Below are 17,122 nucleotides of genomic sequence, written 5' to 3'. Positions count from 1 at the left end.
CGACGCAAGGCCGCTCCCACATGGGCTGCACAATCTGGATTGACGCAGTACTTGTGGAAGCAGCCCCGGCAAGCTGTCAGGAAGCCCGCACCCAATCTGCCGCTGCCCGCCCGGCGCGCAAGCCGCTGGCAAAGCACGCCGTGAGCAGATACCCCCCGGTCGGCGCCTCCCAGTCCAGCATCTCGCCGGCACAGAACACCCCCGGCATTCCCTTGACCATCAACCCCTCATCCAGGCCCTCGAAGCGGACCCCGCCGGCACTGCTGATCGCTTCATCCAGCGGCCGCGTGCGTACCAGGGTGATGGGCAATGCCTTGATGGCCCGGGCCAAAGCATCAACGTCGGCAAAGGTCGCCTGATCGGTCAGTTCGCGCAGCAGTGCCGCCTTGACCCCATCAATCCCCAGCTGGCTGTGCAGGTGCTTGGCCATGGAGCGTGAACCGCGCGGTTTGGCCAGTGCCTGGGCAATCTTGTCCACAGGCTTGTCCGGCAGCAGGTCGAGCAACAGTACCCCGCGGCCTTCACGGTGGATGGCCTCGCGTACCGGTGCCGACCAGGCATACACCAGGCTGCCTTCCACACCTTGGGCGGTGAGGATGAACTCGCCCTTGCGCGGTGCGCTGCCCGGGACGCTGAGGGCGATGTTCTTCAGCGGTGCGCCCGCGAACTTGTCCTTGAGCAGCGCGCTCCAGCCCTCTACTTCAAAACCGCAGTTGCTCGGCTGCAAAGGCGAGATATCCACAGCCCGTTCTGCCAGCAGCGGTTGCCAGCTGCCGTCAGAACCCAAGCGCGCCCAGCTGGCGCCACCCAGCGCCAGCACCACGACCGAGGCTTTCACCTGCCGTTCGCCCTGTGGATAAGCAATTCGCAAGCTGCCATCGGTGTTCCAGCCCAACCAGCGATGGCGGGTGTGGATAACTACCCCGTTGTCGCGCAGGCGCTTGAGCCAGGCACGCAGCAACGGTGCGGCTTTCATGTCGGTAGGAAACACCCGGCCCGAGGTTCCGACGAAGGTTTCGATGCCCAAACCATGAATCCACTGGCGCAACGCGTCCGCATCGAAGTCGCGTAGCAGGGCCTCGATTTCGCCCTGGCGTTCGGCATAGCGTGCCACGAACGCCGGGTAGGGCTCGGAATGGGTGATGTTCATGCCGCCGACACCCGCCAGCAGGAACTTGCGGCCCACTGAAGGCATGGCATCGAAGACCTCGACCGCCAGGCCTGCCCTGGCCAGTGCTTCGGCAGCCATCAGGCCGGCGGGGCCGCCACCGATGACGACAGCGGGGGGAGGGGATGCGGGGGTCAGATCGGGCATGGTGGGCAGCAGGCTGTGGAAAAGAGGCGCATTCTACCGCAGCGCTGCCCATGGAAGCACTGGTCAAAAAATAGCCAGTGTCACGCAGGCCTTGCCAGTAAAGGGCTGCAGCGCCTTTCGCGCAGGTTATCCACAAGCGGTTCCACAGTCATTGTGAACAACCTATGACACGTGCCGCGCTGTGGTGAAGGATGCCGTGGCGTCTGGCCAAGGCTGTGCGGTCCTTGCTGTAGCCTCCGCCGATCACGCCCATCACCGGGATATCGCGGCCCAGGCAGTGGCGCAGCACGGCTTCGTCACGGGCGGCAACGCCTGCGTCGGTCAGCTGCAGGTAGCCCAGGGCGTCGTCCTTGTGCACGTCGACACCGGCGTCATACAGCACCAGGTCGGGTTGATAAAGCGGCAGCAGGTAGTTCAGGGCGTCGTCCACCACCTTCAGATAGGCTGCGTCGCCCATGCCTCGGGGCAGGGGGATGTCCCAGTCGCTTTGTGCCTTGCGGGCAGGGAAGTTCTGCTCGCAATGCAGCGACACGGTGATGGCCTCGGGCGTGTCGTGCAGGATGCGCGCGGTGCCGTCACCCTGGTGCACATCGCAGTCGAAGATCAGCACCCGGTGTACCCGGCCTGCTTCCAGCAGGTATCGGCTGATCACCGCCAGGTCGTTGAAAATGCAGAAGCCGGCGGGGTGGTCGTAATGGGCGTGGTGGGTGCCACCGGCGAGGTGGCAGGCGATGCCGTGCTGCAGCGCCATCTCGGCAGTCAGCAGTGAGCCGCCGACGGCGCGCACGGTACGCCGAGCCAGGGCCTCGCTCCAGGGCAGGCCGAGGCGGCGCTGGTCCTCGCGCGACAGCTCGCCGTTCATGTAGCGCGCGATGTAGCTGCGGTCATGGGCCAGGGCGAGGATGTCGTTGGGGCAGATGTCCGGGCGCAGCAGGGCCTGGTCGGTGGTCAGCCCGCTGCCGACCAGGTGGTCGTGCAACAGGCGGAACTTGTCCATCGGAAAGCGGTGTTCAGCGGGGAACTCCGGGCTGTAATCTTCGTGGTAGATCAGCGGCAACGGCATGGATGGGGTCGCAATCAGGGCCAGTGCTGATCTTGCCATGACGGGTGACTGCAATGGGAGTTCCTGTTTCTTGCGCCGGTACCGGCCCTTTGTGCGGCCTTGTGTCGCGATTGGGCTGCGCAGCAGCCCCAGCAATGTGTGCATCTGCGCTGAAATTTTGGGGCTGCTGCGCAGCCCAATCGCGACACAAGGCCGCTCCCACATAGGCTATTTTCCTGTGCTGGCCAATACGCGTTGCCAGTCAGGTTCGTTCAGTCGCCCGAGGATGCGTGCTTTGCCATTGCCATCCACCGATACGAACAGGGCGCTGGCATAGTTGCTTTGACGTTCGCCGCCGGCAACGTGCTGCTGGCGGGCAAAGTGGTCGATGCAGCCGTTGTGAGTCACCAGCACCAGGTTGTGGCCCGCGCGTTTGTGTGCAAGCGCTTCGTTGGCGAACTGGCTGTCGCAGCTTTCGAGCCAGTCCTCGCTGGCCACCGCCTGGCCGAGGATGAAGTGCGCGGTTTGCCGGGTGCGCAGTTTCGGGCTGCTGAGCAGGTCGGCTTTGTTCAGGCCCAGCTGGTGCAGCCCTTGGCCCACGCGGGCAGCGGCCTGGCTGCCGCTCAGGGTGATCCCCGTGGGGTCGTCCAGGCAGGGGCCGGGGGCGCTGTCGCAGCGTTCGGCGTGGCGGATCATCACCATCACCGCACCGTCGGCCCAGTCCTGCAGCAGGCCGCTGTCACTCAGTTGTTGCTCGTTGCCAAGGTCCACGATGTGCGTCCTCGTCACCAGCCAGGTGGTCAACGCCGCCACGACCATGCACAGGCCCAGGGCGGCTCCGACGGCTTTGCGAGCCAGGCGTCGCTTGCGCCGGGCATGAATGGCAGGGTGCCCCAGGGTGTTGCTCGATAGCATGCGTTGCTCCGTTGGCAATACCGCGGCTGGCGCGGTGGTGGATGGCGGCATCCTGCCAAGCGGCCTGTCGGGGGCCGGTGAAGGGCGTGTGAAAATTGCATTTGGCGGCTGCCGGCTGGGTGAAACCCGCGCCCGCGCCTACGCTGTAAACTGCAAGGCGGTAAACCGGAGCAGGCCCGATGACCCCCATCCTTGAACTGGAAAGCGCACGGCTGGTGCTGCGCCAATGGCATGACGATGACTTGCGCGAGTTCGCCGCACTGTGCGCCGACCCACAGGTGATGCGCTACTTTCCGGCGCCGCTGACGCGCGTTGAGGCGGCTGCGTTGATCGGCCGCGTGCGTGGGCATTTCAATGAGTACGGTTTTGGTTTGTGGGCCCTGGAGCGCAAGGACAGTGGCGCGTTCATCGGCATGACCGGGTTGCTCAATGTCAACTTCGACGCGCCTTTTGCCCCGGCGGTGGAGATCGGCTGGCGTCTGGCACGCCGTCACTGGGGCCTTGGCTTTGCCAGCGAAGCGGCGTGGACCTGCCTGCGTTGTGCTTTTGCCCAGTTGCGCCTGGAGGAGGTCGTGTCGTTCACCAGCGAATGCAACCTGCCGTCGCAGAAGGTGATGCAAGCCATCGGCATGCAGCAGGACCTGCAAGGCAGCTTCGAGCACCCCCGCCTGCCCATCGGCCACCCGCTGCGCCCGCATGTGCTGTACCGGATCGATCGCGCGCACTGGGAGCGCACTCTGCGCGCCTGAATGCACAGCCATGCCCGGCGCGAATGACAAACGCTGTATCATTTGCCTACTTGGAAGGCGCTTGCCCGTAACACGATCAGCGCCTGTGAAATCGAGCGCCGCTCGGGCGGCGCATCGCGAGCTAGGCTCGCTCCTACGGAGAACCGCCGATGAGTCATGTGTTGGACGACCTGGTCGACCTGTTGAGCCTCGAATCCATCGAGGAGAACCTGTTCCGTGGACGTAGCCAGGACCTGGGCTTCCGCCAGCTTTACGGTGGCCAAGTGCTGGGCCAGTCGTTGTCGGCTGCCAGTCAGACAGTCGAGGACGCGCGCCATGTGCATTCGTTGCACGGCTACTTCCTGCGCCCGGGCGATGCCAGCCTTCCAGTGGTGTACTCGGTAGACCGCGTGCGCGATGGCGGCAGCTTCAGTACGCGGCGGGTGACGGCGATCCAGAAGGGCCAGACCATCTTCACCTGCAGTGCATCGTTCCAGTACGACGAGGAAGGCTTCGAGCACCAGGCGCAGATGCCTGACGTGGTCGGCCCGGAAAACCTGCCTACCGAGGTCGAACTGGCCCGTGCCATGGCCGACCAGTTACCCGAGCGCATTCGCGACAAGGTGCTGTGTGCCAAGCCGATCGAGATCCGCCCGGTCACCGAGCGCGACCCGTTCAACCCCAAGCCGGGCGACCCGGTGAAATACGCCTGGTTCCGCGCCGACGGCAACCTGCCTGACGTGCCTGCCCTGCACAAGTACATGCTGGCCTACGCCTCGGACTTCGGCCTGCTGACCACGGCGTTGCTGCCCCATGGCAAATCGGTGTGGCAGCGCGACATGCAGATCGCCAGCCTCGACCATTCGCTGTGGTTTCACGGCAACCTGCGCGCCGACCAGTGGCTCCTGTACGCCACCGATAGCCCCTGGGCCGGCAATTCCCGTGGCTTCTGCCGCGGCAGCATTTTCAACCAGGCCGGGCAACTGGTGGCATCGTCGAGCCAGGAAGGCCTGATTCGCCATCGCAAGGACTGGGCATGAGCCTGGGCGAGGTGCGCAACTGGGTGTTCGACATGGACGGCACCCTGACCGTGGCCGTGCACGACTTTGCCGCCATTCGGGTGGCGCTGGACATCCCGGCCGAACACGACATCCTCACCCACCTGGCGGCCTTGCCGGCAGAGGAAGCGGCGGCCAAGCATGCCTGGTTGCTGGAGCACGAAAGGGACCTGGCAACGGCCTCCACGGCGGCCACCGGGGCGGTGGAACTGGTGCGTGAGTTGGCCGGGCGCGGGTGCCGGCTGGGTATTCTGACCCGCAATGCGCGTGAGCTGGCGCATGTAACGCTGGAGGCCATTGGCCTGGCGGACTGCTTCCCGGTGGAACACATTCTCGGGCGTGACGAGGCTGCGCCGAAGCCTAGCCCTGATGGGCTGCTGAAGATTGCCAGCGCCTGGGGCGTGACGCCGAGCGAACTGGTGATGGTGGGGGATTACCGCTTTGACCTGGACTGCGGGCGGGCGGCGGGGGCGCGCACGGTGCTGGTGAACCTGCCGGACAACCCCTGGCCGGAGCTGGTGGATTGGCATGCAGAGGATTGCCGGGCGTTGAAGGTGATGCTGGGCTGACGCTTGTGTTGGCAATGCGGGCCTCTTCGCGGGCATGCCCGCTTCCACAGGTATTGCGCACGTCTCGGGCCCTGTGGTGCCCCTGTGGGGGCGGGCGTGCCCGCGAAAGGGCCGGATCTGTCTATGCTGAACCCCATTCTTTGCTCTGATACGGAGACCCACCCATGAGCAGCAAGGCCATCTACGTACAACCCGGCGGCGGCTACGACAAGGTCCAGGTCGGCACCTGCGAGGCCCAGGCCCCCCAGGCCGGCGAGATTACCGTGCGCCTGCACGCCAGTTCCCTCAACTACCACGATTTCGCCGTGGTCAGCGGCATGTGGGGCCCGAGCGAGCGACGCATCCCCATGGCCGATGGCGCCGGCGAGGTGGTTGCGGTGGGGGATGGCGTCACTGAGTTCCAGGTCGGCGACAATGTGGTCAGCACCTTCTTCCCGGACTGGCTCGATGGCCAGGCCAATGTCGAGGGCTTTGCCCGAGTGCCCGGCGACGGCATCGATGGCTACGCCCGCGAGCAGGTGACTGCCCGCACCACCGCCTTCACCCTGGCACCCCAGGGTTTCAGCCATGCCGAGGCTGCCACCCTGACCACCGCCGGCCTTACCGCCTGGCGGGCGCTGATGAGCGATGATCACCTCAAGCCCGGCGACACGGTGCTGGTGCAGGGTACCGGCGGTGTGTCGATTTTCGCCCTGCAGTTCGCCAAGCTGGCGGGCGCGACCGTGATCGCCACCTCGTCCAGCGATGCCAAGCTGGAGCGCCTGAAGGCCCTGGGTGCCGACCACCTGATCAACTACAAGAGCACCCCGGCCTGGGGTGAGAAGGTGCGCGAGCTGACTGGCAACCGCGGTGTCGATCATGTGATTGAAGTGGGCGGCCCGGCGACACTGGAGCAGTCGATGATTGCTGCGCGCATTGGCGGGCATGTTTCGCTGATCGGCATCCTTACCGGGGTGGCCGGGCAGTTGCCGCTGGTACAGGCGCTGGTGCGGCAGATTCGGCTGCAAGGGGTACTGGTTGGTAGCCGAGCGCAGCAGCAGGCGATGGTGCGTGCGATTGATGCCAACGGCCTGCGGCCGGTGGTGGACAAGCATTTCGAACTGGAACAGATCGTCGAGGCGTTCCGTTACCAGGAGAGCAACCGGCATTTCGGCAAGATCTGCCTGACCTGGTGAAGTGAGGGCAGGGTAGCTGTATGTAACGGCCACCCTGCACGCCACTCTGTTCGTAGCATCAAGCCCGAGGCCTTGCACTGCCTGACAGTCAGTCCGGCAGTAGCCGGTCTCGGCTGTTGGACAGGTGCAGGCACACTGCCGCCCGTGCGGCATCCGGGTCTTGTCGGCGGATGGCATTGAGGATCGCCTCATGCTCCAGGTTGGCCAGGTACGCTTGCCGCGCCAGCTTGGCCCCCGCGCGCTCGGCCAGGGCCATGCGGTTGCGCGGTATCAGGCCGTTACCCAGTTGCAACAGCATCTCGGTGAAATACAGATTGCCGGTGGCCTCGGCAATCAGCAGGTGAAAGCGCCGGTCGGCTTCGATGCAGCTGTCGCCGGCAGCGGCCAGGTCCTGATAGTCATCCAGCGCCTGGCGCATGCGCGCCAGTTGCCCCTCATCACGACGCAGTGCGGCCAGCGCGGCAGCCTGGCCCTCAAGGCCAATACGCAGCTCCAGCAGATCGCGCACATTCGCCGCGCTCTCCGCCGCAACGCGCAGCCCGGCCTGGGCCTGGCGCTCCATCACGAACGTACCGATCCCGTGGCGCGGCTCCACCAGCCCAGAGGCCTGCAGCTTCGACAAGGCTTCGCGAACCACCGTGCGGCTGACCCCGTGCTCGCGCACCAAGGTGTTTTCCGAAGGCAGTTTGTCGCCTGGTTTGAAGGTGCCCAGCAGAATCTGCTGGGTCAGGCTGGAAACCAGGTCATGGGCACGGCTATGGCCGCGTTTGCGAGCGTGTTCGGGTTCCATGTGGGATCCGCTTCTTGATTTGCTTGTACGACAAGTTAATCGATAGAAAAATTTTTCGCCGATTTTTCGCGCATCCAATTCAGCATGTAATTGATCTGTTTTTGCACGTTAGGATCAAATTAGCATTGTGACAGCTTGTATTTTGCTATTTTGCCGACGTTAATGATCTTGTCGTACAACCTCGCTGCGAATAAGCTCCTCCCCACTGCCATGTCAGACAACCCGACCCGCACAAAAACAATTAGTGGGAGATCCGCAAGTGAACGACACCCTCGCTCCGTCTGCCCGGCATGAAGGCGACGCGTTGGCCAGTGCCGTGGCCAAGGTCAAGCGCCACGTCCTGCCGCTGTTCGTCATCATGTTCATCGTCAACTACCTTGACCGCGTCAACATTGGCTTCGTCCGCCCGCACCTGGAAAGCGACCTGGGCATCAGCGCTGCGGCCTATGGCTTTGGTGCCGGGCTGTTCTTTATCGGTTACGCGTTGTTCGAAGTACCTTCGAACATGCTGCTGCAAAAGGTCGGTGCCCGGCTGTGGCTGACCCGTATCATGTTCACCTGGGGGCTGGTGGCCACGGCCATGGCCTTCGTGCAGAACGAAACCCAGTTCTACGTGTTGCGTTTTCTGCTTGGGGTGGCCGAAGCAGGCTTCTTTCCTGGCGTGATCTACTACTTCACCCGCTGGCTGCCGGCGGCAGAGCGCGGCAAGGCCATTGCCATCTTCCTCAGTGGCTCGGCCCTGGCTTCGTTGATTTCCGGGCCGCTGGCCGGGGCGTTGATGCAGATCCAGGGCCTGGGCCTGCATGGTTGGCAGTGGATGCTGTTCATTGAAGGCATGGCCTCGGTGGCGCTGTGCTTCTTTGTGTTCTTCTGGCTCGACTCCAAGCCGCAGGACGCCAAGTGGCTGAGCAAGGCCGAGCAGGACGCGCTGGTCGCCACCATCGACCGCGAGCAGCAAGCGCGTGAGGCCATCGGCGCGGTCAGGCCGTCGGCCTGGAGCCTGCTCAAGGACCGCCAGATCGTGCTGTTCTGCCTGATCTACTTCTGTATCCAGCTGACCATCTATGCCGCCACCTTCTGGCTGCCCAGCATCATCAAGCGGATGGGCGACCTCAGTGACATGCAGGTCGGTTTCTTCAACTCGATCCCTTGGCTGATCTCGATCCTGGCCATGTACGCCTTCGCCGCCGGTTCCGCTCGCTGGAAGTTCCAGCAGGCCTGGGTGGCGGGCGCCCTGCTGGTCGCTGCCACGGGCATGTTCATGTCCACCACGGGTGGGCCGGTGTTCGCCTTCGTCGCCGTGTGCTTCGCCGCGATCGGCTTCAAGTCAGCGTCGTCACTGTTCTGGCCAATCCCCCAGGGCTACCTGGACGCCCGCATCGCTGCGGCGGTGATTGCCCTGATCAACTCGGTCGGCAACCTCGGCGGCTTCGTTGCCCCCACCACCTTCGGCTTGCTGGAGCAGCAGACTGGCTCGATCCAGGGCGGGCTGTACGGCCTGGCGGTGACCTCGGTGCTGGCGGCGATTGCCATCTTCTTCGTACGCACTCGCCCCAAGGGCGTCCCTTCCGATGACCTCAAGGCCCCTTCGGCCTTGGGCCAGACCCACTGATGACTGCGAGACAACAACCATGAATATGCAGACCAATCCCGCCGTACATGCCAGCACCCCGGTGGTCACCGACCTGCGCGTGGTCCCCGTGGCCGGCCATGACAGCATGCTGCTCAACCTCAGTGGCGCCCATGGCCCGTTCTTCACCCGCAACGTGGTGGTGCTGCGCGACAGCGCCGGCAATACTGGCCTGGGTGAAGTGCCCGGTGGCGAGAAGATTCGCCAGACCCTGGAGGACGCCCGCAGCCTGGTTGTCGGCCAACCGATCGGCCATTACCAGCGTGTGCTCAATGCCATGCGCCAGACCTTCGCCAACCGTGACTCGGCGGGCCGCGGTCTGCAGACCTTCGACCTGCGCATCACCGTGCATGCGGTGACGGCCATTGAGTCGGCATTGCTCGACCTGCTCGGCCAGCACCTGAATGTGCCGATGGCAGCATTGCTGGGCGAGGGCCAGCAACGTGATGCGGTGAAGATGCTCGGCTATCTGTTCTACATCGGCGACCGCCAGCAGACCGACCTGGCCTACCGCAACGAAGCCGACAGCGATGACGACTGGTTTCGCCTGCGCCATGAAAAGGCCCTGACCCCGGCAGCAGTGGTGCGGCTGGCCGAGGCCGCCAAGGCGCGCTATGGCTTCAGCGATTTCAAGCTCAAGGGCGGCGTGCTGCGCGGTGAAGAAGAGATGGAGGCTGTGACAGCGCTGGCCGAACGCTTCCCCGAAGCGCGCATCACGCTCGACCCCAATGGCGCGTGGTCGCTGAAGGAGGCCATCGCCCTGTGCCGCGACAAGCACGATGTACTGGCCTACGCCGAAGACCCGTGCGGCGCCGAGAACGGTTATTCGGGCCGCGAGGTGATGGCCGAGTTCCGCCGCGCCACCGGCCTGCCCACCGCGACCAACATGATCGCTACTGACTGGCGACAGATGGGCCATGCCATTCAGTTACAGTCGGTGGACATTCCGCTGGCCGACCCGCACTTCTGGACCTTGCAGGGTTCGGTACGGGTGGCGCAGATGTGCAACGACTGGGGGCTGACCTGGGGTTCTCATTCCAATAACCACTTCGACATTTCGCTGGCGATGTTCACCCAGGTGGCGGCTGCGGCGCCGGGTGAGATCACGGCGATCGACACCCACTGGATCTGGCAGGATGGCCAGCGCCTGACCCGTGAGCCGCTGCGCATTGTCGACGGGCATGTGCGAGTGCCGGCGCGGCCGGGCTTGGGTGTGGAACTGGATGAAGACCAACTGGCCAAGGCCCATGAGTGCTACCGCAACATGGGGCTGGGTGCGCGGGATGACAGCGTGGCGATGCAGTTCCTGATTCCGGGTTGGAGCTTCGATAACAAACGGCCTTGCCTGGTGCGTTGAGGCTGCGGGCCTCTTCGCGGGCAAGCCCGCTCCTACATCAACCGGTGGCGTCGCCCCACACCGTCGTAGGAGCGGGTTCACCCGCGAATAGGCCGGACCTGCCGCCCAATACCCCCAGTCATTCACCGCCGCACCCGCCACCGCATTCATCAATCGGCACCATCGCCACGTACCGTTGTAGGAGCGGGTTCACCCGCGAATAGGCCGGACCTGCCGCCCAATACCCCCAGTCATTCACCGCCGCACCCGCCACCGCATTCATCAATCGGCACCGTCGCCACGCCCCCTTGTAGGAGCGGGTTCACCCGCGAATAGGCCGGACCTGCCGCCCAATACCCCCAGTCATTCACCGTCGCACCCGCCACCGCATTCGCGGGCAAGCCCGCTCCTACATCAATCGGTGGCATCGCCACGTACCGTTGTAGGAGCGGGTTCACCCGCGAAAGGGCCGGCACAGGCAACACACATTCAAATGAAAAACAAAAGCTCCATTTGGGCCTGTGGCGCGATCGGATATGCCATTCGCGACATCTGGCGTTGATGGAAATGCCCTGTCGTGATCGAACAGTTCCGTGGCGTTCTCGTGTAATTCCCCACAGCCATGCGGGGATTAAATGAACCCCGAACCGCACTGACACCTTGCTCTGTGACGCGTGCCAAATATCAACAACAGCGCGCGAACAACGTGTCGACTTATTGATTTCAAAGGAGATATTTTTCGCCTACGCCTGCCCGTCCTTCCTTGTGTCAGCAAAAAGAGAACAACATCAATGAACACCGTGGGATCTGATGGCAACCTTGCACAAGGTTTCAAGCCACGTCACGTAACGATGCTGTCCATCGCCGGCATCATCGGCGCCGGACTTTTCGTAGGTTCTGGCCATGCCATCGCGGCAGCCGGGCCAGCAACCATAATTTCCTATTTCGTGGCCGGGACCCTGGTGGTACTGGTCATGCGCATGCTCGGCGAAATGGCCGTGGCACACCCCGACACCGGATCGTTTTCCACCTATGCCGACCAGGCCATTGGCCGCTGGGCCGGCTATACCATCGGCTGGTTGTACTGGTGGTTCTGGGTACTGGTGATTCCTATCGAAGCATTGGCCGCCGGGCATGTGTTGAACGCTTGGTTCCCACAGGTGGACAGCTGGATCTTCGCCCTGGCTTCGGTGTTGCTGCTGGCCGGTACCAACCTGTTCAGCGTGGCCAAGTACGGCGAGTTCGAGTTCTGGTTCGCCATCCTCAAGGTCACCGCCATCCTGGGCTTCATCGGCCTGGGCTTCGCCGCGCTGATGGGCTGGCTGCCCAACCGCGAGGTCAGTGGGTTGAGCGGGTTGATGGCCGAATACGGCGGCTTTGCGCCGAAAGGCTGGTCGGCAGTGGTGGGGGCGTTCATCACCGTGATGTTCAGCTTCATCGGCACCGAGGCGGTGACCATCGCCGCGTCCGAGTCCAGCGACCCGTCGCGCAACATCGCCAAGGCCACTCGCTCGGTGATCTGGCGTATCAGCACCTTCTACATCCTGTCGATCTTCGTGATTATTTCGGTGGTGCCGTGGAACGACCCGCAGCTGGCGGTGGTGGGTTCGTACCAGCGTGCGCTGGAAATCATGAACATCCCCAACGCGGCATTCATGGTCGACCTGGTGGTTCTGGTAGCCGTTACCAGCTGCATGAACTCGTCGATCTACATCGCTTCGCGGATGATGTTTTCGCTGGCCAAGCGCGGTGACGCCCCGGCCTTCCTCAACAAGACCTCCAAGGTCGGTGTACCGCGTGCTGCAGTATTCGGCAGCACCCTGATCGGTGCGGCCATCGCGGTCCTCAACTACTTCGCACCGAAGGGTGTGTTCGAGTTCCTGCTGGCCAGCTCTGGCGCCATCGCCCTGTTGGTGTACATGGTTATCGCCATCTCCCAGCTGCGCATGCGCCGCCGACTGGAGCGCGAGAACACCGAACTGAAGTTCCGCATGTGGCTGTTCCCGTACCTGACCTGGGCGGTGATCATCTTCATTGCCGGGGCGCTGGCGGTGATGATGTACACGCCTGAGCATCGGGCGGAAGTGAGCTCGACATTGGGCCTGGCGATCGTGATTTCCTTCCTGGGGATCGTGACGTCGAGGGGCCATGCGCAACCGGTGGGCGCGCGATCGATGGGGTGATTCAGTTCACCTGGCTGTAAGGCAAAGGGCACCCGAGGATGGGTGCCCTTTTTTTTCGGGCGTGAAATAGCGGCGGCGCTGAAGGGTGTTTGTCGCAAGTTTTTTATCGTCCATGAGATCGAGCGCCGCCCCGGCGGCGTTCGATTTGCAGGGCACCCAAACATGTGACGCGTGCTGGCAGTTTGATATCAAAAAGCCGTTATCGCGGAATATTGTGTATTTGTTGGAAAATCACGTTTTAGTCATGCTGGGTCGTTACCCTGGCGTTGGGCTTATCCGCCTCGGTCGGATTTTATCCGCCGGTTCTGCGGTTGCGCTGCGCAACATGCCAAGCGGCAGAACGCGCTTTTTAAGTGCCGCTTCCCTTGATTTAAAAGGGTTTTTAATCCGAGGTGTGTGGGTGTAGGCCCTCGGTGAAGGTCAGGGAGGAAGGCTGGAGCAAGTTCTAGGAGTGTTATGGCGAAAGTGTTGCAACTCCCCCCGTCACCAACCTGGAAGTATGGCCCTCTAAAGCCCCTGTAAGCCACGAAATTCGTGGGTTATACAGTTTCTCAAAGGCTTTTCAAAGCAGGCTGGTTTGGCCTCTGCACATGACTGAATGGTCAGGTTTATAGCATCATAATAATCTGAAGGCCTTCATTTTTTAAAACCTGCAGTACTCAAGTGCTCAGTCGAATCTGGTGGCTGGGCGCTCAATCTCAACATTCTGATTTTATTAGCATTTATTGGATAAAAGCCCTGTTTTGGGCAGGGTTTTGTTTGGCTGCGCGCTCGTGTGATCTGGCCCATTTAGCGTCAAAGGCTCGGGTGCTGGCGTGTCAAAATGCGTCGCGGATTGCAGGTATTATCTCAATCTGTCAAAATTTCGCTGTTGCAGCTTTCTAAGTTTTGGATGAAAATGCCGCCGCATGGAGCGAGATATGGATGAGCTGGGGTCTATCACTACGTCATGGGGCAGCGGTGCAGCGCAGGACGTGGATGTTCGCGCACTGCGACGCTACAACCGCTTGCTTGGCGTGTTGCTGAATGTTGGCGAGTGGGCGTGCATAGGCCTGCTGCCGTTTGTTGCGGTTGCTGCCATCTGGCTGGTGACTCAAACCAACTTTGAAAATGTCGTGTTCTACGACGGAACCGACTCGATTTGCATCTACGACGGAACGACAGGGGAAATCCGCAATGTCGAGTAAGGAAACCCAACACGGAACCCCTGGTGGCGAAGCGCAGGAGACTCGGCGGGGCACGGACGAAGAGAAACTGCTGGAGCTGGCGCTGGATGAAACGCCGGGTGAAGCAGCGGCCACCGTGCGTGAAGTCAAGCGCCTGCAGCTGGAATGCCTCGATCTCAAGCGCCGCAACAAGCGCGTATGGGGCCAACTGTTGGCGCTGACTTGCGTATTTGGCGTCACCATCGCTGCGGTGGTGTTCTGGTACCCAAAGTACCGCTGGATCCCGACCACTGACAATCACGCGATCTGTGAAGTCTCGACCGAGAGCAATCCGCGCGTAACCCCGGCCACCCTTGCCGAGTATGCCAAGGATGCCGTGGTCAATTCGTACTCCTACGACTATGTGAACTACCGCTCCAACCTCAATTCTGCGGGCGCCCGCTGGTACACCGACGAGGGGCGCAAGGCTTTCCTGAAGACCCTGGACGATTCCGGCAACCTGGAGCGCGTGCTCAAGGGGCGGATGATCCTGCGCGCCATGGCCACCCAGGTTGCCCAGGTCGAAGAGGCTGGTGTGCTGGCCAGCGGGCAGAACTACTGGCTGGTGCAGGTACCGATTGCCATCGAATTCTATGTCGGCGGTGACCAGCAGGCGCGCTCGCGCCAGGACTTCCTCGCCGCCGTGACCATCGTCCAGATCCCCGCCTCGGCCACCAACATCAAAGGCATTGCCGTCGATTCTGTTCAGCTGTCGCCGTACACCTCAAGGAAGTGACCATGAAGAAGCATCTGATCGCATCGTTGCTTGCGAGCGCTATCGCTTTGCCTGCATTTGCCAACGAGGCGCCAACTGCGCCCGCTGCCGAGGGTGGCGCAGGGCAGGTTGACGCGGCGCAAGGAAGCGAGGCTCCGCCCCAGCCGCCGATGAATGGCCTGGGCCGGCAGGTATCCAGCGCTGCTCAAGTGGTCTATCCGCGCCCGGAGGATGTCATCAGTGACACGGTCAACGACGTGCAGGACTCGCAGCTGACATCGTCGCAAGTCGAGTTGATCAAGCAGCTGTGGCTGGAGCGGGAAAAGCAGAAGGCAACCGCCTATGTCAGCCCGGCCAAGCCGGTGACCCGCACGTTGGCACTCAACCTCGACCCGGGGGTATCGCCCCCCATCGTTCGCCTGAGCAAGGGCCAGCAGTCATCGATCGTGTTCTCCGACTATGCCGGGCAGCCGTGGATGATCCAGAACGTGTCGATCAACCGCGAGCTGTTCAGCGACGGTCGCGAGCGAGGTGGGCAGAACGGTCAGAACGGTACTGCCGCACCGACCAACATCCTCACTCTGGACCCCGCCACAGCGGCGGCCTACGGCAACGTCACCGTCACCCTGCGCGGCCTGGCCACGCCGATCATCCTGATCCTGGCCGCCGGCCAGGAAGAAGTGGACATGCGTGTTGATGCCAAGGTGCCGGGGCGCAACCCGGATGCGACAGCGAGTGTGGCGATGTTGCGGATGCCGTCGATCGACGATGCGCTGACCTACTTCCTGGATGGTGTGCCGCCGAAAGATGCCAACCGCCTGAAGGTGACCGGGCTGGAGGGCGTCGAGGCCTGGAGCTATGGCCCGAACATGTACGTGAAAGCCAAGGCTGATGCGCAATATCCGGCCTACACCAACGCAGCGCGAAGCACCACCGGTGTGGCGGTGTATCGCTATGCGGGCCTGCAGAACAGCGTCACGTTCACGACTGGCGGGCAAGCCGTAACCGTCTTCATCGAGCAAGGGAATCTGCAATGAGTGATAACAACATGCCGCCGAACGACTCGGGCTTCGATGAAGAGGACGAGCACCTGGTAGCCGACCGCGACGGGCCGGCTGGCCCGCAGGAGAGGAAGGCGCGCAAGTCCGATGAGATGCAGCGCAACTTGCAGGCGGTGTTCGGTTCCGGTGTCGGCAAGGTCTCGCTGATTGCTGCCGGGTTGGTCGTGCTGGCGCTGGGCGCCCTGGCCTACAACGGCATGTCTTCGAAGGATGCGCCTGCGGGCAAGGCGTCCACGGTGGACGTGCCGAATGCGCCGCAACCTGAAGTGTCGATCGACCCTATTACCAAGGCCGAAGCAGAGCGCCGTGCGCAGCGCAGCATGTTGGAGGCCGAACAGGCTGCCGAGCGCGGGATGTCCTATCAGCCTGGCTTCGATCCGAACATCGTGCAGTCCACCGGGCGGGATCTGGCTCGTGGCCAGGGCGCGCAGTTCAACGTGCCTGGGCAGCCTTACAATGACGGCAATCAGCGTTCGCCCGAGATTTACATCGGGGCGGGTATGCCGCCTCGTGACTCAGCCCAGGTTTCACAGCGGCCTGGTGTGGCCAGCGCCCAGTCCCAGGAGCAGGAGCGCCGGCGTCTGGAGGAGGAGCTGAAAAAGGCCGAGGAGCAGCGCGACCAGTACGTCAGCGAGCTGAAAAGCGAAACGCTGAAGTCGATCAAGCAACTGATGGGCGAGTCTGAAAGTGCCAAGGGCTTCGCTGAGAGAAGCAGCTTCAGCACCGTCAGCTACTACCCGACCGAGCGCGCTGGCGGCAGTGTCACAGGCCCCGCAGTACGGGCTGCCAAGGACAAGGACCCCAATGCCATCGAGGCCGTGGGTGACACCGACCGGGCGATGCTGATCAAGACCGGTACCATCATGTACGCCACGCTCGATGCCGAGGTCAACACCGATGATGGTGGTGACGTGCTGGCGACCATTCGAGGCGGCAAGTGGAACGGTTCCAAGCTGATCGGCAAGATCGAGCAGGCGCCCGACAACATTCGCGTGAAGTTCACCATTCTTGCGCCACCGGTCAACGACCCTCGTCCGACCATGCGCATCAGCGCTGTGGCATTGCGCGAGGATGATGCCAAGCAGGGCATTGCCGAGACCAAGGACCACCACACCATGGAGCGCTATTTCGCCCTGGGTGCCGCCTCGCTGTTGTCCGGCTACGGTCGGGCTTACCAGCAGACAGCGGGTACCACTGTCATCAGCCCGAGTGGCGTTGTGGCACAGACCACTACCGAGCCCTCGACCAAGCAGGTGATCGGCTCGTCGGTCGGTGAAATGGGCACCGCCATCGCCGGCGAAGTGCGCCGCGGCTTCAACCGCCCGGCCACCTACGCAACTCCTGCGAACAAAGGCTTTGGCCTGTTCTTCCTGCAAGACGTTCACGATCAATCTCGATAA

The 17,122-nt window shown here is 62.8% G+C and carries 15 protein-coding genes; 11 read left to right on the top strand and 4 right to left on the bottom strand.

Annotated features, from left to right (window positions below; translation table 11 throughout):
* Nucleotides 1–76: 76 nt before the first annotated feature.
* The 3 genes from ACF8FG_RS06935 to ACF8FG_RS06925 form a co-directional block, all read right to left on the bottom strand.
* The gene (locus ACF8FG_RS06935) at nucleotides 77–1,315 is read right to left on the bottom strand and encodes a TIGR03862 family flavoprotein (protein WP_019438913.1); all 1,239 of its coding nucleotides are present in this window, start codon (nucleotides 1,313–1,315) and stop codon (nucleotides 77–79) included.
* Between the two features lie 148 nt (nucleotides 1,316–1,463).
* Nucleotides 1,464–2,378 carry a histone deacetylase gene (locus ACF8FG_RS06930; protein ID WP_026031969.1) on the bottom strand — a complete coding sequence of 305 codons (915 nt, stop codon included), beginning with the start codon at nucleotides 2,376–2,378 and terminating at the stop codon, nucleotides 1,464–1,466.
* Nucleotides 2,379–2,585: 207 nt separating this feature from the next.
* Entirely contained in the window at nucleotides 2,586–3,272 is a 687-nt protein-coding gene (locus ACF8FG_RS06925) for a histidine phosphatase family protein (protein WP_070384383.1), read from the bottom strand.
* Nucleotides 3,273–3,451: 179 nt separating this feature from the next.
* Here ACF8FG_RS06925 and ACF8FG_RS06920 point away from each other — a divergent pair, with 179 nt between their 5' ends.
* The 4 genes from ACF8FG_RS06920 (at nucleotide 3,452) to ACF8FG_RS06905 (ending at nucleotide 6,802) form a co-directional block, all read left to right on the top strand.
* Nucleotides 3,452–4,021 carry a GNAT family N-acetyltransferase gene (locus ACF8FG_RS06920; RefSeq protein ID WP_019438917.1) on the top strand — a complete coding sequence of 190 codons (570 nt, stop codon included), beginning with the start codon at nucleotides 3,452–3,454 and terminating at the stop codon, nucleotides 4,019–4,021.
* A 149-nt stretch (nucleotides 4,022–4,170) separates the two neighbouring features.
* Entirely contained in the window at nucleotides 4,171–5,040 is an 870-nt protein-coding gene (tesB, locus tag ACF8FG_RS06915) for an acyl-CoA thioesterase II (protein ID WP_014859384.1), read from the top strand.
* On the top strand, nucleotides 5,037–5,627 hold the full coding sequence (locus tag ACF8FG_RS06910) for an HAD family hydrolase (protein WP_014592481.1): 591 nt from the start codon (nucleotides 5,037–5,039) through the stop codon (nucleotides 5,625–5,627). The genes tesB and ACF8FG_RS06910 overlap by 4 nt, the downstream gene beginning before the upstream one ends.
* Before the next feature lie 164 nt (nucleotides 5,628–5,791).
* A complete protein-coding gene (locus tag ACF8FG_RS06905; RefSeq protein ID WP_014592480.1) occupies nucleotides 5,792–6,802 on the top strand; it encodes an NAD(P)-dependent alcohol dehydrogenase in 1,011 nt (336 codons plus the stop codon).
* A gap of 88 nt (nucleotides 6,803–6,890) precedes the next feature.
* Here ACF8FG_RS06905 and ACF8FG_RS06900 read toward each other — a convergent pair whose 3' ends face one another.
* The gene (locus tag ACF8FG_RS06900; RefSeq protein WP_003249857.1) at nucleotides 6,891–7,592 is read right to left on the bottom strand and encodes a FadR/GntR family transcriptional regulator; all 702 of its coding nucleotides are present in this window, start codon (nucleotides 7,590–7,592) and stop codon (nucleotides 6,891–6,893) included.
* A gap of 259 nt (nucleotides 7,593–7,851) precedes the next feature.
* On the opposite strand from ACF8FG_RS06900, the gene ACF8FG_RS06895 reads away from it, so the two are divergent.
* The 7 genes from ACF8FG_RS06895 (at nucleotide 7,852) to ACF8FG_RS06865 (ending at nucleotide 17,122) form a co-directional block, all read left to right on the top strand.
* Nucleotides 7,852–9,204, top strand: coding sequence for an MFS transporter (locus tag ACF8FG_RS06895; protein ID WP_070384380.1), 1,353 nt, complete (start codon nucleotides 7,852–7,854; stop codon nucleotides 9,202–9,204).
* A 19-nt stretch (nucleotides 9,205–9,223) separates the two neighbouring features.
* Complete coding sequence (gene gudD / locus ACF8FG_RS06890; protein ID WP_119713264.1) at nucleotides 9,224–10,579, top strand: glucarate dehydratase; 1,356 nt, start codon at nucleotides 9,224–9,226, stop codon at nucleotides 10,577–10,579.
* A gap of 770 nt (nucleotides 10,580–11,349) precedes the next feature.
* A complete protein-coding gene (locus tag ACF8FG_RS06885) occupies nucleotides 11,350–12,741 on the top strand; it encodes an amino acid permease (RefSeq protein WP_014592477.1) in 1,392 nt (463 codons plus the stop codon).
* 920 nt (nucleotides 12,742–13,661) lie between these two features.
* Nucleotides 13,662–13,928 (top strand): hypothetical protein, encoded by a 267-nt coding sequence (locus ACF8FG_RS06880; protein ID WP_119713265.1) that lies wholly within the window; start codon nucleotides 13,662–13,664, stop codon nucleotides 13,926–13,928.
* Nucleotides 13,918–14,682 carry a DotI/IcmL family type IV secretion protein gene (locus tag ACF8FG_RS06875; RefSeq protein ID WP_014592476.1) on the top strand — a complete coding sequence of 255 codons (765 nt, stop codon included), beginning with the start codon at nucleotides 13,918–13,920 and terminating at the stop codon, nucleotides 14,680–14,682. The genes ACF8FG_RS06880 and ACF8FG_RS06875 overlap by 11 nt, the downstream gene beginning before the upstream one ends.
* A gap of 2 nt (nucleotides 14,683–14,684) precedes the next feature.
* On the top strand, nucleotides 14,685–15,698 hold the full coding sequence (locus ACF8FG_RS06870) for a DotH/IcmK family type IV secretion protein (protein ID WP_014592475.1): 1,014 nt from the start codon (nucleotides 14,685–14,687) through the stop codon (nucleotides 15,696–15,698).
* The gene (locus ACF8FG_RS06865) at nucleotides 15,695–17,122 is read left to right on the top strand and encodes a DotG/IcmE/VirB10 family protein (protein ID WP_014592474.1); all 1,428 of its coding nucleotides are present in this window, start codon (nucleotides 15,695–15,697) and stop codon (nucleotides 17,120–17,122) included. The genes ACF8FG_RS06870 and ACF8FG_RS06865 overlap by 4 nt, the downstream gene beginning before the upstream one ends.

It is taken from the genome of Pseudomonas sp. YQ_6 (genome assembly GCF_043103245.1).
GTDB classification, from domain to species: Bacteria; Pseudomonadota; Gammaproteobacteria; order Pseudomonadales; family Pseudomonadaceae; genus Aquipseudomonas; species Aquipseudomonas alloputida.
The sequence above is the reverse complement of the archived record's forward strand: the minus strand, read 5'-3'. Positions and strand labels throughout refer to the sequence as shown.

Coding starts and splice junctions, on each gene's coding strand:
- ACF8FG_RS06925 (WP_070384383.1), bottom strand. CDS start 3,272: ATGCTATCGAGCAACACCCTGGGGCACCCTGCCATTCATGCCCGGCGC.
- gudD (WP_119713264.1), top strand. CDS start 9,224: ATGAATATGCAGACCAATCCCGCCGTACATGCCAGCACCCCGGTGGTC.
- ACF8FG_RS06870 (WP_014592475.1), top strand. CDS start 14,685: ATGAAGAAGCATCTGATCGCATCGTTGCTTGCGAGCGCTATCGCTTTG.
- ACF8FG_RS06910 (WP_014592481.1), top strand. CDS start 5,037: ATGAGCCTGGGCGAGGTGCGCAACTGGGTGTTCGACATGGACGGCACC.
- ACF8FG_RS06905 (WP_014592480.1), top strand. CDS start 5,792: ATGAGCAGCAAGGCCATCTACGTACAACCCGGCGGCGGCTACGACAAG.
- ACF8FG_RS06885 (WP_014592477.1), top strand. CDS start 11,350: ATGAACACCGTGGGATCTGATGGCAACCTTGCACAAGGTTTCAAGCCA.
- tesB (WP_014859384.1), top strand. CDS start 4,171: ATGAGTCATGTGTTGGACGACCTGGTCGACCTGTTGAGCCTCGAATCC.
- ACF8FG_RS06880 (WP_119713265.1), top strand. CDS start 13,662: ATGGATGAGCTGGGGTCTATCACTACGTCATGGGGCAGCGGTGCAGCG.
- ACF8FG_RS06935 (WP_019438913.1), bottom strand. CDS start 1,315: ATGCCCGATCTGACCCCCGCATCCCCTCCCCCCGCTGTCGTCATCGGT.
- ACF8FG_RS06930 (WP_026031969.1), bottom strand. CDS start 2,378: ATGCCGTTGCCGCTGATCTACCACGAAGATTACAGCCCGGAGTTCCCC.
- ACF8FG_RS06875 (WP_014592476.1), top strand. CDS start 13,918: ATGTCGAGTAAGGAAACCCAACACGGAACCCCTGGTGGCGAAGCGCAG.
- ACF8FG_RS06865 (WP_014592474.1), top strand. CDS start 15,695: ATGAGTGATAACAACATGCCGCCGAACGACTCGGGCTTCGATGAAGAG.
- ACF8FG_RS06900 (WP_003249857.1), bottom strand. CDS start 7,592: ATGGAACCCGAACACGCTCGCAAACGCGGCCATAGCCGTGCCCATGAC.
- ACF8FG_RS06920 (WP_019438917.1), top strand. CDS start 3,452: ATGACCCCCATCCTTGAACTGGAAAGCGCACGGCTGGTGCTGCGCCAA.